Raw genomic sequence first — 16,264 nt, 5'->3', positions numbered from 1 at the left:
CACTAAGTCATTAATCTTTAGCATTTTTAGACTTAGCAAGTAAAGCAACTTGACAAATTATTGCTTTACAGCGATGAATCTTTCATTTTTAATTTATAATGTTGCACCGAATTCGTAAAACCCTTCAATGGATTACCCCTTTTTATTTCGATTAAGCAGTTATTTTTTCGACCGTTTGGTGTATCAAACACATTCGGTGCACAATGCTGAATTAAGGGTAATGCTGCATCACAATAAATTTATTTTGGATTCCGGTAGGGCAAATTATTCTTTTGGGAATTTGCATCAAGCATTTCAACGGGCATTTGCGGTTACAAAACTGCGCAACAAATCACCCAAAAATGCCTTGATACTGGGATTTGGAGCAGGCAGTATTGCCCACATCCTGCAAAAGGAATTGAAATTTAATTGCAGCATCACCGGAGTTGAAATAGATAGTGAAGTGCTTAAATTGGCTAAACTGTATTTTGATTTTGACAAGTTGAGAAACTGCAGTGTGATAGAGGACGATGCCTTGCATTACCTTGAAAGCAGCTACGAAAAGTTTGATTTAATAGCGGTGGATTTATTTCAAGAAATTGATGTGCCTGAACAATTTCAGCAAACACATTTCATTACCTTGCTAAAAGCGCATTTAGCGGATGCCGGGAAGCTCTATTTTAATTATGTACTCGATAATCCCCTTCACGAAAGCCAATTTGCACTAGTGGCGGAGCGATTCACTGCTGTTTTTCCTTTCGCAAAAACACTTGTCATTCCGGGTGGCAATCGAATGTTGATGAACTATTAAAGTGAATAATTTCATTTACGGCAAAGCACGTAAAGATCGCGCAAGGTTCGCGAAGTTGATATTCTTTTTATTATAATCTTCGCACCCTCTGCGTCTCCTCAGCGCACTCCGCGGTTAAACACAATTGCTCTTTCAGCTAAAGCACACACTTGCAGATTCGCACTTTTAGCTTAAATTTGCGGCTCTAAAAAAAATAAATTAGTAAAAATTTGTATGGCAACAACTTCTGACATTGGTGTAGGATCTTTTATCCGATTTAATAATGAATTGTGTTTGATAACTGAATATCAGCACCGTACACCCGGCAATTTAAGAGCATTTTACCAAGCTAAAATGAAAAATTTTAAAAGCGGAAAATCGGTTGAATATCGTTTTCGTTCGGGCGAAGAAGTGCAATTGGCGCGTGTGGAATACCGTATGTTGCAATACATTTATGCCGAAGGTGAAAATATTGTGTGTATGGACAATGCTACATTTGAGCAATTAGAAATAGCCTCAAATTTATTTGGCGAAGGATTAAAATTCATGAAAGAAGGCATGGAAGTAAAAGTGGCCTTTGAAAATGAGATTGCAATCGCAGCCGAGCCACCTACGTTTGTGGAATTGGTAATCACCTACACCGAACCGGGTTTAAAAGGCGATACTGCTACAAACACATTGAAACAAGCAACACTTGAAACAGGCGCCATTATTAACGTTCCACTATTTTGCAACGAAGGCGATAAAATAAAGATTGATACCCGCACTTTTTCCTACAATGAGCGTGTTAAATAGTAGTTTATAAAAATCAGAAAAGGCTAATTCCGTTTTAGGGGTTAGCCTTTTTTTAATTAATATTCGTAAATTTAAAGTGTCATTTTTCTACAAAAACAACATTCATGAAGTTAAACGAAGTGCAATCGCTGCAGCGAATAGCTGAACTTATAAACGCTAATTACCACGGAGCTGCTGATTTTAAGATTAGTGGAATAAATGAAATTCACAATGTTGAAAACGGGGATTTAACTTTTGTGGACCATCCTAAATATTACGACAAGGCGCTTCAATCCAAGGCTACCACCATTATTATAAATAAGGAATTACCTTGTCCGGAAGGCAAAGCACTCATTATTTCGGATGATCCATTTCGGGATTATGTTTACCTGTGCAAGCATTTCCGCACCTTTCAAGCAGCTACTAAATTTATTAGCGATACAGCAAAAATTGGAGAAGGAACCATTTTACAACCCGGCGTTTTTGTGGGCGAACATGTTGTAATTGGTAAAAATTGTATTATACACTCAAATGTGAGCATTTACGATCACACCCTAATTGGCGATAATGTTACCATTCATGCAGGAACCGTGCTTGGCGCAGATGCTTTTTATTTTAAGAAGCGACCAAGTGGTTTTGATAAAATGTTTTCTTGCGGCAGGGTAGTCATTGAAGACGATGTAGAAATTGGTGCCTTGTGTACAATTGATAAAGGAGTATCAGCGGATACCCGCATTGGAAAAGGAACGAAACTCGACAATCAGATACATATCGGTCACGATACAGTGGTGGGGCAAAATTGCTTAATGGCTGCACAGGTGGGCGTTGCCGGGGTAGTTACCATTGAAGACGATGTTACCCTTTGGGGACAAGTGGGCGTGCAAAAAGATTTAACGATTGGCAAAGGTGCTGTAGTGTTAGGACAATCGGGAGTGGGCAAAAGTATTGAAGGCAACCGCACCTACTTTGGTTCTCCGGTGCAAGATGCCCGTCATAAAATGAAGGAAATTGCCTACTTGAAGCGTATCAATGAATTGTTTGAAAATGAAAATCAATAAATGAAATTCACTACATTAATTTCTGCTGCATGAAGGACGATCGCAAAGAGCGCGGAGAAGGAATTCTGTCACGCAGAAAAATGAATAATCTTAAGCTAAAATCGCTTTTGGAAATTACCAAGGCGATTAATAGCAATGTTCCTACACAAGATTTATTCAACATTTATGAGCAGATTTTAGTAAACGATTTAAAGATTGGCAAACTGGCGCTATTTATTCATGCCACTAATTGGATTTGCGTGCTCAAGCAAGGGATGGATATGGATATGGACGATGAGATTAAGTTTGATGAGAGCATACTTCGCTTTAAAGAAATTACCGAAATAAATGTTTTTGGAAATTCCACCACTTTTGATGTGGTGATTCCTGTTTTTCACAATTCTAAAGCAATTGCTTATTTGCTTATCGGAGATATTGATGAAGATAAGTTGGAAATGAGTCCAACTATTAAGCATTTGCCTTTTATTCAAACGCTTACCAACATTATATTAGTTGCCATCGAAAACCAAAAGCTCACCCTCGAAAATATTCGTCAGGAAGGAGAACGTAAGGAAATGAAAATGGCTTCGGAGATGCAATCCATGTTGTTTCCCAGCTCATTGCCCAACGACGATAAATTGGAGATAGCAGCCTATTATCAGCCGCATCAGCAAGTGGGTGGTGATTATTACGACTTTATTCGTATCAATAAAAATGAAGTGGTATTTTGTATGGCCGATGTATCGGGAAAAGGGGTTTCGGCAGCTTTGTTGATGGCTAATTTTCAGGCTAATTTGCGTGCTTTGTTTAAGCACAATTCTTCTTTACCGGAAGTAATCCTCGAACTAAATGAATTGGTATTTAACAATGCCAAAGGCGAGAAATTTATTACCTTATTTGTTGCCAAATACAATACGGTGACCAAGGTACTTACCTACATAAATGCAGGTCATAATCCCCCTTTACTTATTTCCAAGCACAATCCTATGATGCTCACAACAGGTTGCATAGGTTTAGGGATGATGGAGGAAATTAAACGCATTAAAGAAGGCATCATTACCGTAGCCCATGGCAGTATTTTATTGTGTTACACAGATGGTTTGGTGGAACAAAACAACAACATGGATGAAGAGTTTGGATATGAAAAAGTGGCAAGTATGCTGGTTAAAAAATCCGAATTGCCGATGCATGAAGTGAATTCCTATCTTATAAATTCGCTAAACAAATTCAAGCAAAATAGGCCTTATATCGATGATATTGCTTTGCTGAGTTGTAGGTTTAATTAAGTCCACTTAGATTATAAAATCAGATAGTAATTTCTGTTTTTTCGATGGACATTTTCTCACTTTTTGCTTGATCAAAATTAAGCAAAAAATCAAGGCTGATGAGTAATTGGCTAAAATTTGAATTTAAGCTGAGATTTTTTTAAAGAATGGTGTGCATTTGCCTAATAGAATTCCTTCCTTATAAAAAGCGAAATATTGAAGCATTTTTTTGTTAATGTATAAGTTTAATTAAACATATATACACTTCACTAAATCAATCCTTTATCAATTAGAGTTATAATGTCTTCAATCTTGCGGTCATCCCCATCCGCATCATAACGTTTTTTCATATCGGACGAAAATATTTTTGCTATTCCCTGCCAAAAAAAGGCTGAAAAGGAACCGCGCAATTCTTTCACAATTTCGTAGGAAGTATTTCCGGTTTCCCGATCGATGAGTTTCATCAGCAATTGACCTTGGTTCATGGTTAGGTCGCTTAATTTGGGGCCAAATTCATCTTTTAATTCGCGCTCTACTTTTTTCATGAGTGCCTTCCTTTCTGACTCAGACTTGCCTGCCAGCATATCGTTGTAGTTGCGCAACTTTATTCCTGCCAGTTTTGCATAGGGATAGGTAATTTTAACATCCCGCACCAAGCGATTCCACTTATTTTTTTGCACTTGATTGGCAAATGTGCGGTCTTCGATTTTATAGGCGGGCCTGAGGTAAATGAGCGGAATGGTGTCGCCATCAATTACGGTGGCATAGGTGCGAATGTGGTTTAAATCAACAGAGGGTGCTTTTTTATCGCCAATCACTTCGTTTTGAGCAAAGCCTTGAATGGCAAAGAGAACAAAAACAAAAAGAGAAATACGTTTCATGATATGTAGCACATTAAGCTTTCAAGATTTGTGCCAAAAGCATTAGTCTTGCGAAAGCCTGTTTCTTTTCCATTTGCTGTTATTTCCATCATTGTTTTGAAGCACAACCTGAGTTGCTTTTTTTGCATGGCTAAGAAAGTGGGCAGCAAGTAAGGCTCCTATTTCTTTTTCAGCAGCATCATCCGTTTGCAGCGATTGTGGTGTAAAATACTTTTTTACAAAATGTGTATCAAAATCACCCGAAATAAAAGCATTGTGTTGGAGTACAAATTTACAAAATTTCAAAGTGGTTTCCACACCCACAATTTCATATTCATCAATTGCTCTAATCATTTTGGCAATGGCCTCTTCCCTATCCTTACCATAAGATATGAGTTTCGAAATCATAGGGTCGTAATAAATGGGAATGCTCATTCCTTCTTCAAAGCCATCGTCCACCCGCACACCATTGCCTTGCGGACGACGATAAGTTTGAAGGGTTCCGATGTCGGGTAAGAAATTAGTTGCGGGATCTTCGGCATACACGCGCACTTCGATGGAATGTCCTTTAATTTTTAAATCCTTTTGGGTAAACGATATTTTTTTGCCGCGGGCAATTTCAATTTGTTCTTTTACCAAATCCACACCGGTAATCATTTCGGTTACTGGATGCTCCACTTGCAGGCGGGTATTCATTTCGAGGAAATAGAAATTTTTATTTTCATCGAGCAAAAACTCAACTGTACCGGCACCTACATAATTGCAAGCGCGCGCCACATCCACAGCACATTTGCCCATGGCTTCACGAATTTCGGGTGTGAGTACACTCGATGGGGCTTCTTCAATTACCTTTTGATGGCGGCGTTGCACACTGCATTCGCGCTCAAAGAGGTACACTATATTTCCATGCGTATCGCCCAACACTTGAATTTCGATGTGTCGGGGACCGGCAACATAGCGCTCGATAAAGACTGCTCCGTTGCCGAAAGCTGAAGTAGCTTCACTCACCGCTAATTTCATTTGTTCTTCAAAATCCTCCATACGTTCCACAATGCGCATCCCTTTACCCCCGCCACCTGCTGATGCCTTTATAAGAATTGGGAAACCAACTTTTGCGGCTGTTTTTTTAGCCTCATTCACATCGTCGATAGCCCCATCGGTGCCGGGAACCATGGGAATATTGTATTTTTTCGCAGCTGCCTTCGCTGATAGTTTATCGCCCATAATGTTCATGGCTTCTGGCGAAGGGCCAATGAATGTGAGTTTGGCATCGCTCACTTTTTGAGCAAAATCGGCATTTTCGGAAAGGAAACCGTAACCGGGATGTATGCCGTCTACGTTTAATTTTTTACACACTTCAATAATTTTTTCGCCGCGTAAATAGGATTGATTGGATGGCGGAGGACCAATACACACTGCTTCATCGGCATATTTAACATGGGGTGAATTACGGTCTGCTTCGCTATACACGGCCACCGTTTTAATGCCCATTTCTTTACACGTGCGCATTACGCGAATGGCTATTTCTCCCCTATTTGCTATCAATATTTTTTTCATATCCTGATTTACTATCTCTTTTTTGGGTATCAATTTATAACCAAAGTACGTGTATACTGCCTGCCATTGCTGTTACTTAACTGAATTAAATAAATTCCAGCAGGAAGGTAAGTTGAATTTATAGTTATGCTTTTCTGAGTTTGATCAATTTTTAAAGTCTTCAACTTTTCACCAAATACATCATAAATGGCAATTGTGGCATCCAACATTGTTTGATCCGAAACCCTGATTTCAAAACTTGAATGTGCAGGATTAGGAAAAAGTTCCATCTCAAAACTATCATATATCTCATCACTTCCTATAACCAAGTTGCATTGGGAATAAGTATTTCCTGCGCTATAGTTTTGTCCATAGCTACCATGATCTGCAATTGGGATGGCAATGCTATCGTTAATATTCCAAAGATTAACAGCCAATCCGCTATCCACTACATAGGCACTTAAAGAATTACTTGGATCGCCGCAAGAAACGCCAAATTCAGCAATTATCTTAACTTCGATATTATCAGAAGAATTAAAGCGGTCGGAGCGCCCACACATTAAAAATTGCTGAAAAGGAAGGGTGAGATCATACTTGTTAATTATTGAATTCATAACCGAATTTCTATTGGTAGAATCGTCATAAATTGTATTCCACAGCACATTGCCGCTGGCGTCGTATTTAACCAGTAAGGAAGGGTTATTATTGTTGTAGTTTTGAATAAATCCGCAAGCAAATATATTGTTGAGTGAATCTGCTGCAACACCAAAAAATTCGATCAATTGAAAGGTAGGTAAACTAAAGGTACGTGACCATTTTTCGTATCCTCCGGTATCGAGAACAGTTAAATAGGCAGAAGTGCTGCCACCTCCGGAACCATAAGATTCGGTTCGTCCGCAAATTGCGTAACCACTATCATTGTTCAAAATTGCAAGATTGTTGGCCTGATCGAATTTTGTTCCACCCAAACGTTTTGCCCAAATGAGATTGCCTGTTAGATCGCATTTAATGAGAAACATATCATAAAACATAGGGTTACTGGTAATGGCAGGAATCATGTAACCGGTTAACAAAATATTGCCATAGGCATCGCATTTCACGGCAACAGGAACTTCAGCAAAATAGGTATCAATGATATCTTTTGTCCAAAGAATGTTACCTGAGGAAGAAATTTTCACCAGCATTAAATCGATAGCAGATCCGGGGTTTTTATTGGTTTGCACCGCTACAATAATTCCACCATCGGGGCACATATCGGCTGCATAGGCAGTTTCATCACTTGAATTGTTACCGATTATTTTTTGATAAATAACGGTACCATCCAATTTTACTTTAGCCATAAATATTTCGAAATTGGCTAAAGCGGAACCCGTATTGGCATAGCCCAATATAACGAGACAACTGTCGTTGGTTTGCACCACCGAAAAAGCTTCACAGGAATAGGGGGTGTTGAAAATTTTTGTCCAGCTAAGCGTTCCAAAACCATCGTATTTATATAGCAAAGCCCGCTTTTTAAAGGCTGAATCGGATCGGCCACAAACGGCATATCCGTGCTCATCAGTTAATACAGCAGATTTTGCATCTTCATTTGCATTATCAATTCCATTGTAGGAAGTTACCCATTGGGCAAAAGATGAAAACGCAATAACATGAAACAGTATCAAGAGTAAAGTTTTTGTTTTCATATTACAGATTTTATGAATTAATACCGATTAGCTTAACACTAATCTTCGTGACCTTTCACTTTTTCGAGGGGTTTTCCATTCCTCCATAAATATTCCTCAGCGGCATTGGCTTTGCGCAAGGAATCAGATACTTCTTTGGTATCGAGTCTGTCAAGATTGGGTTGCCCTGCATTTACCCATGCCGTGTACCACATACTTCCCACAGTAATAATGCTTGCACGCATGCGACGCTCTACCATGCCATCGAGCATTTTATCGTAAGCATTGGTGTATTCGGGCGAATATACTTTAATTGCTGATGCGCCACGGTTTTCGAAACTGTATTTTTTATCGCCCGAAAATTTTTTGTTTAATTCTGCTTCAAAAAGCAAAACAGAATCTTTTTCTGAAAAACTCACTTCCACCGTTTCCCAAGCTTTTTTTATAGGACTTTCAATGTATTCTGCACGACCCACAAAATAGTCATACTCCTCCGCTTTCATTTCGGGAATGCGGCTTTCCCAAAAACCGTGAATTCCTCTTTGACCGGTAAGCTGCCCGTTATAATTTTCGGTTGTATGCAATGGAACATGCGAATCGCCAATGTAATGGCCTAGTTCTGCTGAAATTTTTAAAATTCGATCAATGTTACCTTGTTTAAAAGCATCGGTAAGTCGGCGCATCATCACATCAATGTGCCAAGGCACAATGCCATAGGCTTTAAGCGAATCTTCAGAATATTTTTTAACGGCATCCTTCCAGAACCGGGGAATACTGTCGAAAGGATGTTCTCCATAGTGATCGCAGTCGATGTAGTGGCGTGGTGCTTCGTCGGGAACCACATTCCGACGACTATCGGGATCGGTAGCGTGTTCGGTAATGTAATCGATGTGTTTCTTGTAAAAGCTAAGCATATCCGGCGGAAGCGTAAACACAGCCATGCGGTTAATGCGCTTGTGTGCAAAAAATCCCCACGAAAATAATAGCTTGGAGGAAAGCAGGCAAAGCATAAACAGGCTAAGGCCGAAAATCAGTTTTTTATTCATGGGCAATTAAACCAAGTCTTTTTCTAATTTAACCAATGCAGCTTCTTTTAATATGGGGATGCAGCGGGTTTGATTGGGTGTGAGGCAATAACGTATGTCTTTATCCAAATTTAAGCGTCCCAATCGGTTGCGATGGGAAGAGTTGCGTAAAAAGGGATACAAATCTTCGGAAGCAAAATTCCACAAATGCACAGCAGCGCGAGCGGAGTCGCAATCGGAAGTGAACTTTTTAGTGATGAGTAATTGTTCGGCAAGAGCTCCTGCAAATAAGCTATCTTCCATATTAAATTTATCTTTCCATCCGGCGCAAAGCAAAATAACATTGCGCTCTTGCTCTATCAACCATTCTGCTAAAGCATCTAAATTAAGAAAAGAACCAATTGCCACTTTATGGGCATTTTTTGCTGCGTTAATCGCTTTGGTTCCATTAGTAGTGGTTAATACAATTGTTTTTCCTTGCAGGGATTCATCCATATAGCTAAAAGGCGAATTCCCTAAACTAAAACCTTCCACAATCGAACCATCGCGCTCAGCAGCAACTAGAAAGCCTTGTTTTTTATATTCAAAGGCTTCTTCAAGTGTTGAGATGGGAATCATTTTTTCGACACCGTGTTCAAAGGCTGTACAAATGGCAGAAGTGGCGCGCAATACATCAATTACAACAACAATAGCTTCATCGTCCCTAAACAAGGGAAAGGAAGCGGGCGAAAAACAAACTTGAACATTATTTGGCATTACACTATTGAGCATAAGAATTGATTTACAAATAAAAGAAATTATGCTGGAAATAAATATTTGTTTGGGATATTGGTTTTAATTTGTTTTTTTGTACCTGTCAGAACCGAAACCCTAATTACTTGAGCATAGCCCCCCATACTGAGAATTTTTTTGAGCATTGTCCGCTTTGCACTTCTACTGAATTGGTCATTTTAAAAGCTTATTCCTCTAATCACCTGGCACAGTGCAACAATTGTTCATTTGTATTTGCACGAAAAATTCCGAGCATTGAAGAGCTTATAGCACATTACAATACCTATCCACGCGGAAATAAAATATCGGCCATTACCATAAAACGCTACCACGAATTGTTGGATAAATTGGAGCCTTATCGCAAAACAAATAACCTAATAGATGTAGGATGTGGCGATGGCTTTTTTTTAGAGACAGCAAGAGAGCGGAAATGGAATGTGTATGGAACGGAATATACGGATGAGGCTATAAAAATATGCAGTGCCAAAGGAATTAACATGCAGCAAGGAAAGTTAAATCCCGAGCATTACCCTGCTGATTTTTTTGATGTGATTACCTCATTTGAAGTATTAGAACACATAAACAATCCGCAAGAAGAGCTTCGAAATTTTCACCGCATATTGCGTTCGGGTGGAGCCGTGTATGTTACCACCCCCAATTTTAATTCGGCATCACGGTACTATTTAAAAAACAAGTGGAACATTATTGAGTATCCCGAACATTTGGGTTATTTCACACAGCGCACATTAACAAAATTATTTCACAGTTCGAATTTCAAAACGATACATTTCGAAAGCAGTGGAATTTCGTTTAGTAGGTTTACCAAAAGCATTTCCAATACAGCCAAAGCAGATACTTCTATTCTTTACCAAGATGAATCACTACGGGAGAAAACAGAGACTAACTTTGTTTTTAAGCTGGCAAAAATTTCGATAAATTTTACTTTAAATCTATTTAATGCGGGTGATACTTTGAAGGGTACTTTTGAAAAAAAGTAAGGTTTTGCATTGCGCTTTTTTTGAACCACATAGTAGCATAGGAAACATAGGGTTTACATAGGGTTGGACTATGTGACTATGTGTTTGTTTTTTCGTTTAGCATTTTTTGAAACACATAGTATCATAGGAAACATTGGTTTTACATAAGGTTGGGCTATGTGACTATGTGTTTATTTTTTTCTTTTAGTTTTTTTTGAAACACTTAGTAACATAGGAAGCCCTATCTCTTGTCATTTAGAACTACTTTGCTTCTTTAATTATAAATTAATTATAAATTAATTTATTGTAGGATTATGGATATGCCTGTGAATTTCAATAAAAAAGAAGCATAAATCACAAATTTATTACTTCTGCTTTTTTTATCTTTGTATCGAAAATAATTACTCCTAAATGCCTGAATATAAACTGAAGCAAAAAAATACCGTTTTGCTTTTACTTTTACTTCTTTGTTTTTTTACGTCAGGTGCACAAACTGTGTTGTTAGATAATTTTACGCGGGCAGATAATAATACTGTGGGTGCTCCTTGGATAGAAACCGAAACCAGTGCACCCGGTTCGGCAACCTTGTTGAGCAACCAATTGCGTTTGGGCAGTGCTACAAGCGGCCGTGATTATGTGTATGCCGATATTTCGGCACAGTATAATTCGGTGTATTCGACCAATACAGCTTCTCTTACCTGGTCATTTAACATCCGCCACACCCGCACCGATCCATCAGGATTTGACGCAGGAAATTACGGAATAGGCTATGTGCTTGGATGCAACACAAATAATTTTTTAACCGGAAGTGGATATGCCGTTGTGCTTGGAAATTCAGGTACATCCGATAATTTGCGATTGGTAAAATTTGCCGCCGGTGTAATTTCGAATGCGGGTATTACCAATATTATTGCACCTGCGTCGGATTATAGTACAGATTATTTAACGGTTAAAGTAATCTATAATCCGATTGGAAACAATTGGAGTTTATATATTGGCACTAACCTAGCTGCCTTTGTGGATCCTACGGTTGCCACCTATACTCAGCTTGGAGTTACTACCAGCGACAATACTTACACTGGAACCGACTTATTGTATACCGGTTGTTTTTGGAATCACGCAACGGGAGCCAGTGATTTCGCTTATTTCGATAACATTAATATTCCTTCCTTGTGTTCGCTTGCACCGGAGCCCACTACACAGTCGGGTGTAATTACAGCTCCCACAGTAGGCGCCAATAGCATTACGTTAAATTGGCCGCGTGGAAATGGAAGTGAATGTATCGTTATTGCGCGTCAAGGTGCTGCGGTTACAGCGAATCCTGTTGATGGATCTGCATATGCTGCATTAGCTGTTTTTGGAAGTGGAACTGCAATTAGTGCCGGACAATTTGTGGTGTATACCGGCAGTGCGGGTGCAGTAACGATTAGTGGCCTTTCGCCGAGCACGCCCTATTATTTTAGCATTTTCGAATACAATGGTTCGGCCTGCACCGTAAACTACTTACTTCCCTCCGCTCCCACTTTTAGTGTGAGTACAATTGCGTGTATTATAGCAGCGCAACCTACTGTAGCTGCTAGCTCTTTAACGATTACAAATATTGGTTCCAATTCGCTCGATTTAAATTGGACTCGAGGCAATGGGGCTTTTTGCTTGGTAGTTGCGAAAGAAGCAGGTGCGGTTACCGGTGCACCTTTAGATGGCAGTAGTTACGCGGCGAGTTCAACTTTTGGGGTAGGTGCAAGTGTAGCTCCTGCCGAATTTGTAGTGTATTCCGGAACGGGTACATCGGTTGCCATTACCGGTTTGCAAGCAGCAACGGCCTATTATTTTTCGGTTTTTGAATTTAATGGAAGCGGATGCAACAGCAATTATTTTGCGACGGCTATAAATAATAATGCCACCACATTAAATGCGGTTACCTATAATTATTATTTCGGCAATCTGCATTCTCATTCCGATTATTCGGATGGGGATATGGACAATGTTTGCAACGGTGCATCGAGTGCTACCTGCTGCTATGACATAGGAAATACGGCTTTAAATTTTAACTATATGGGCCTATCCGACCATAATCATAACGAAGGTCCGGTGATGAGCTTAGCGAAGTATGCTAGCGGTATTTCCGAAGCAGCTGCCTACAATAGCAGTCACAGTGATTTTGTTGCCTTATATGGCATGGAATGGGGAACAATATCCACAGGTGGGCACGCCAATATTTACGGAATTGACCAATTGGTTGGATGGAATGCAGGTAACTATTCCATTTATTGCGCAAAAGGAAATTATGCTTCTCTATTTAATTTAGTAGCCTCCACACCAAATGCTTTTGCCACGCTTAACCATCCCAATTCAACCGATTACGGAAATTTATTGGGCAGTGCTTACAATGCTACTTTTGACAATGCTATTGTGGGTGTTGCCTTGCGTAATGGTCCTTATAATTCAACAAGTGTAACCTATAATGATCCATCCACATCTAATTATATTTCCTACTACAATACCTTATTGGCAAAAGGATATCACTTGGGACCTTTGGCCGATTTGGATAACCACAATTCGGCTACAATGGGAAAGAGTAGTCAGCAGCGCACTGTTTTACTTGCCACCACTTTAACTAAAGCAGCCATTATTGATGCGGTATTAAACATGCGTTTTTATGCCAGCGACGATTACAACGAGCAAGTGAGTTTTAAGATTAATGGTTCCATTAACATGGGAAGCATTACTACACAGTTTAGCAATCCAACTTTAACAGTGAGTGCAAGCGATCCGGATGGGGATGCCATTACCTCTATTAAAATTTATTACGGTGTGCCCGGAAGTGGCGCCAATCCTACCCTACTCACTTCGGTTAGCAACAATGCAAACTTGAGTTACACGCATTCCTTTAGTAGTGGTACTTATTATTACTATGCTGAAATAACAGAAGCAGATGGAAATTTAGTTTGGACAGCCCCCATCTGGTACACCAAAAACATTTCGTTGCCCATTGAACTGCTTTCCTTTAATGGTTATCCAACCGCAAAGAGCAATCATTTGTTTTGGAGAACGGCTTCTGAAAAAAACAATAATTATTTCACGCTACAGCGAAGTACAGATGGCGTAAATTTTAAAAACATCACAAAAATAAATGGCAGCGGAAATAGTAGCGACATCCGTAAATATGAGTTTGAAGACTATACTGCGAGTGGCAATTACAATTATTACCGGTTGATGCAAAGCGATTACGACGGTACTGCCACCTTTTCATCAATACTATTAATTCATAGTCCGCGTATGCTCCCATTTAAGTTTTATCCCAATCCTGCTAAAGGTGAGCTAACGGTGGATTTAAGCAGTATTGAAAGTCGTTGCGAAATTAATATCCGCAGTATGGAAGGGCAATTGCTGTTTCGTTCGGAAGGCAATCCCGGTCAATTGTATCGCTTCTCACTTCCGCAATTATCGGCCGGAATGTACTTACTTCAATTAAAAACTGAATTTGCAGAAAGCACGCAAAAGTTAGTAATTGAGAAATAAAATTTCATCCATTTCTTTTTTGAATGCTATTCCTTCGTGAAAGAATAACTCTTTTGCAGCTGATAAGAAATTTTAAGGTTGGTTCAGCTTTTAACTTTGATATTTCTTATTTCTTTTTTGAAACTAGTTGATTGTCAAGTTTAATAAAAGGCTAAAATTGCTAAAGCGGCTTTAACCATAAACCTGACTAAACTATCCGAAATTAAGATAAGTGAGTTTTTAGTGTCGATTAATTTTGATTTTACCTAATTCTTTAATTCCTTTGTGGATAATAATTTAGCTATTAAGCGCCTCTTATTAACTAAAAAATGACCCCACATTCCTCTGCAACAGTTATTGAAACCACTATTTCCAGGCATTGGTTAGATAGCAATGGAATTGTTTGTTCTGTTTCGAAGCCGGGTGAAAGAACTTTATCAAAACTAAAAGAAACGGTTAAAATCTATGCTCAACTTACCGCAGACAAAAAATGCTGCCTTATTGTTGATTCGAGTCATACCGGAATTATGAACAAAGAAATGCGAGATTATATCTCGGCGCAGCTTCCAAAATTTTTTAAAGCAATGGCAGTTATTTCTAATAAACCCTTGCATGCAACCCTGGCGAATGTTTTTTTAAAATTTAGTTGGAAGCGATTTCCTATAAAATTATTTACAAGCGAGAAAGAGGCGCGCGAATGGTTGAGGGAGTATTTGTAAAAGCGATTGCCTGAAGCTATTGAATTTACTACTTTTATTGAAACTTCTTAAAATAGTAAGGTCAATCTGCATCAAAATAAATCATCCAAAAATCATCACATCCTAAAAGCTTTCATAGTCTATTTTAGCAGCCTAGATTTATTATAATGAAAGCTCAAGCAATTTTACACAAAGGTCAAAAACGCATTGTTGTTTATTTTGAAAACACACCATCTTTAAATGCTCGCTTTAAAAAGCTCGAAGGAGCGCGCTACAGTGTTAGCATAAAAGCTTGGCACCTACCCGATACTGAAGAGTATCGAAAAAGATTTAGGGTGGGTGAAGCGCCAATCCAGAAGCCTGAAAGAAAGGCACCCCCGATTGAAGCAATTCAACCCAAATTATCCAGTATTCCAGCACCAGCAGCGGAACCAGCAATTATTTCGCCACCCATACCAGACGAAATTTTGCAAAAGGTTGAATCGTTTAGACGATGGTTAAATTCGAGAAGATACAGCAGTAATACTATTAAAACGTATACAGATGCATTGAGGTCATTCTTGAAATTTTTTCCTGGACGCAGTTTAGACAGTTTTTCGAATCAAGATGTTATTTCTTACAACAACGATTATATAGTAAAGAAAAGATTATCGGCATCGTATCAAAATCAGGTGGTTAATGCATTAAAGTTATTTTTTAGTACGATTGAAAACAGGCAAATTGAAATTGATTTGATACATCGCCCCAAGCGCCCTAAATTATTGCCCAATGTGTTGAGTAAAGACGAAGTAAAAGCAATTTTAACCGCCTCACTCAACTTGAAACACAGGGCAATGTTGAGCATGATATACAGTTGTGGTTTGCGTTGTGGTGAGCTTCTGAGTTTAAAACCGGAGCACATTGATTCGAATAGGTGTTTGGTTATAGTGAAGCAAGCAAAGGGAAGAAAAGACAGGATTGTTCCTTTAAGTTTAAAGATGTTGGAATTATTGCGGGAGTATTATAAATGTGTGAGGCCAACAGTTTATATTTTTGAAGGGCAAATAAAGGGTGAGCGCTATGATGAGCGCAGTTTGCAATTGGTATTAAAGCAGAGTTTAGCAAAAGCAAATATTACAAAACCGGCCACCTTGCATTGGTTAAGGCACAGTTATGCCACACATTTGTTAGAAAACGGAATTGATTTGCGTTACATTCAAGAAATTTTGGGACACAGCAGCAGCAGAACAACGGAAATTTACACACATGTAAGCAATAAGGAATTGCAAAGAATAAGATCACCCTTCGACAGTTTATGAAAACCTCCAAAAAACAAATCCCACCAACCTTCGGCAATCCCCGCGGGGATACCAATATATTACTATTTTTGCATCGGCTACAAGTTAGT

13 protein-coding genes are annotated in these 16,264 nt (G+C 39.0%); 8 read left to right on the top strand and 5 right to left on the bottom strand.

Annotated elements, in window-relative coordinates; all coding sequences use genetic code 11:
- The first annotated feature begins 127 nt into the window (after nucleotides 1-127).
- The 4 genes from IPP32_08500 (at nucleotide 128) to IPP32_08485 (ending at nucleotide 3,866) form a co-directional block, all read left to right on the top strand.
- The gene (locus IPP32_08500) at nucleotides 128-790 is read left to right on the top strand and encodes a fused MFS/spermidine synthase (GenBank protein MBL0048118.1); all 663 of its coding nucleotides are present in this window, start codon (nucleotides 128-130) and stop codon (nucleotides 788-790) included.
- Nucleotides 791-1,003: 213 nt separating this feature from the next.
- The gene (efp, locus tag IPP32_08495) at nucleotides 1,004-1,564 is read left to right on the top strand and encodes an elongation factor P (GenBank protein MBL0048117.1); all 561 of its coding nucleotides are present in this window, start codon (nucleotides 1,004-1,006) and stop codon (nucleotides 1,562-1,564) included.
- A 104-nt stretch (nucleotides 1,565-1,668) separates the two neighbouring features.
- Nucleotides 1,669-2,601 carry a UDP-3-O-(3-hydroxymyristoyl)glucosamine N-acyltransferase gene (locus tag IPP32_08490; protein ID MBL0048116.1) on the top strand — a complete coding sequence of 311 codons (933 nt, stop codon included), beginning with the start codon at nucleotides 1,669-1,671 and terminating at the stop codon, nucleotides 2,599-2,601.
- A 29-nt stretch (nucleotides 2,602-2,630) separates the two neighbouring features.
- Nucleotides 2,631-3,866 carry a PP2C family protein-serine/threonine phosphatase gene (locus IPP32_08485; protein ID MBL0048115.1) on the top strand — a complete coding sequence of 412 codons (1,236 nt, stop codon included), beginning with the start codon at nucleotides 2,631-2,633 and terminating at the stop codon, nucleotides 3,864-3,866.
- A 248-nt stretch (nucleotides 3,867-4,114) separates the two neighbouring features.
- Here the strand turns inward: IPP32_08485 and IPP32_08480 are convergent, their stop codons facing one another.
- Genes IPP32_08480 through IPP32_08460 form a run of 5 tightly spaced genes read right to left on the bottom strand, consistent with a single transcriptional unit; the run spans nucleotide 4,115 to nucleotide 9,686 of the window.
- Nucleotides 4,115-4,726, bottom strand: coding sequence for a DUF4294 domain-containing protein (locus IPP32_08480; GenBank protein ID MBL0048114.1), 612 nt, complete (start codon nucleotides 4,724-4,726; stop codon nucleotides 4,115-4,117).
- 42 nt (nucleotides 4,727-4,768) lie between these two features.
- A complete protein-coding gene (accC, locus tag IPP32_08475) occupies nucleotides 4,769-6,262 on the bottom strand; it encodes an acetyl-CoA carboxylase biotin carboxylase subunit (GenBank protein MBL0048113.1) in 1,494 nt (497 codons plus the stop codon).
- Nucleotides 6,263-6,291: 29 nt separating this feature from the next.
- Nucleotides 6,292-7,926 carry a T9SS type A sorting domain-containing protein gene (locus IPP32_08470; protein MBL0048112.1) on the bottom strand — a complete coding sequence of 545 codons (1,635 nt, stop codon included), beginning with the start codon at nucleotides 7,924-7,926 and terminating at the stop codon, nucleotides 6,292-6,294.
- A gap of 38 nt (nucleotides 7,927-7,964) precedes the next feature.
- The gene (locus IPP32_08465) at nucleotides 7,965-8,951 is read right to left on the bottom strand and encodes a S1/P1 Nuclease (protein ID MBL0048111.1); all 987 of its coding nucleotides are present in this window, start codon (nucleotides 8,949-8,951) and stop codon (nucleotides 7,965-7,967) included.
- A gap of 6 nt (nucleotides 8,952-8,957) precedes the next feature.
- Nucleotides 8,958-9,686 carry a 2-phosphosulfolactate phosphatase gene (locus IPP32_08460; GenBank protein ID MBL0048110.1) on the bottom strand — a complete coding sequence of 243 codons (729 nt, stop codon included), beginning with the start codon at nucleotides 9,684-9,686 and terminating at the stop codon, nucleotides 8,958-8,960.
- 122 nt (nucleotides 9,687-9,808) lie between these two features.
- Between IPP32_08460 and IPP32_08455 the strand changes: the two genes are divergently transcribed.
- The 4 genes from IPP32_08455 (at nucleotide 9,809) to IPP32_08440 (ending at nucleotide 16,175) form a co-directional block, all read left to right on the top strand.
- On the top strand, nucleotides 9,809-10,699 hold the full coding sequence (locus tag IPP32_08455; protein ID MBL0048109.1) for a class I SAM-dependent methyltransferase: 891 nt from the start codon (nucleotides 9,809-9,811) through the stop codon (nucleotides 10,697-10,699).
- Between the two features lie 390 nt (nucleotides 10,700-11,089).
- The gene (locus tag IPP32_08450) at nucleotides 11,090-14,200 is read left to right on the top strand and encodes a T9SS type A sorting domain-containing protein (GenBank protein MBL0048108.1); all 3,111 of its coding nucleotides are present in this window, start codon (nucleotides 11,090-11,092) and stop codon (nucleotides 14,198-14,200) included.
- 308 nt (nucleotides 14,201-14,508) lie between these two features.
- Complete coding sequence (locus IPP32_08445; protein MBL0048107.1) at nucleotides 14,509-14,898, top strand: hypothetical protein; 390 nt, start codon at nucleotides 14,509-14,511, stop codon at nucleotides 14,896-14,898.
- 146 nt (nucleotides 14,899-15,044) lie between these two features.
- The gene (locus IPP32_08440; protein MBL0048106.1) at nucleotides 15,045-16,175 is read left to right on the top strand and encodes a site-specific integrase; all 1,131 of its coding nucleotides are present in this window, start codon (nucleotides 15,045-15,047) and stop codon (nucleotides 16,173-16,175) included.
- The last annotated feature ends 89 nt before the right edge of the window (nucleotides 16,176-16,264 follow it).

Source organism: Bacteroidota bacterium, assembly GCA_016721765.1.
Taxonomy (GTDB): Bacteria; Bacteroidota; Bacteroidia; order UBA4408; family UBA4408; genus UBA4408.
Note: the sequence above shows the minus strand (reverse complement) of the source record. Positions and strands in the feature narration are given on the sequence as shown.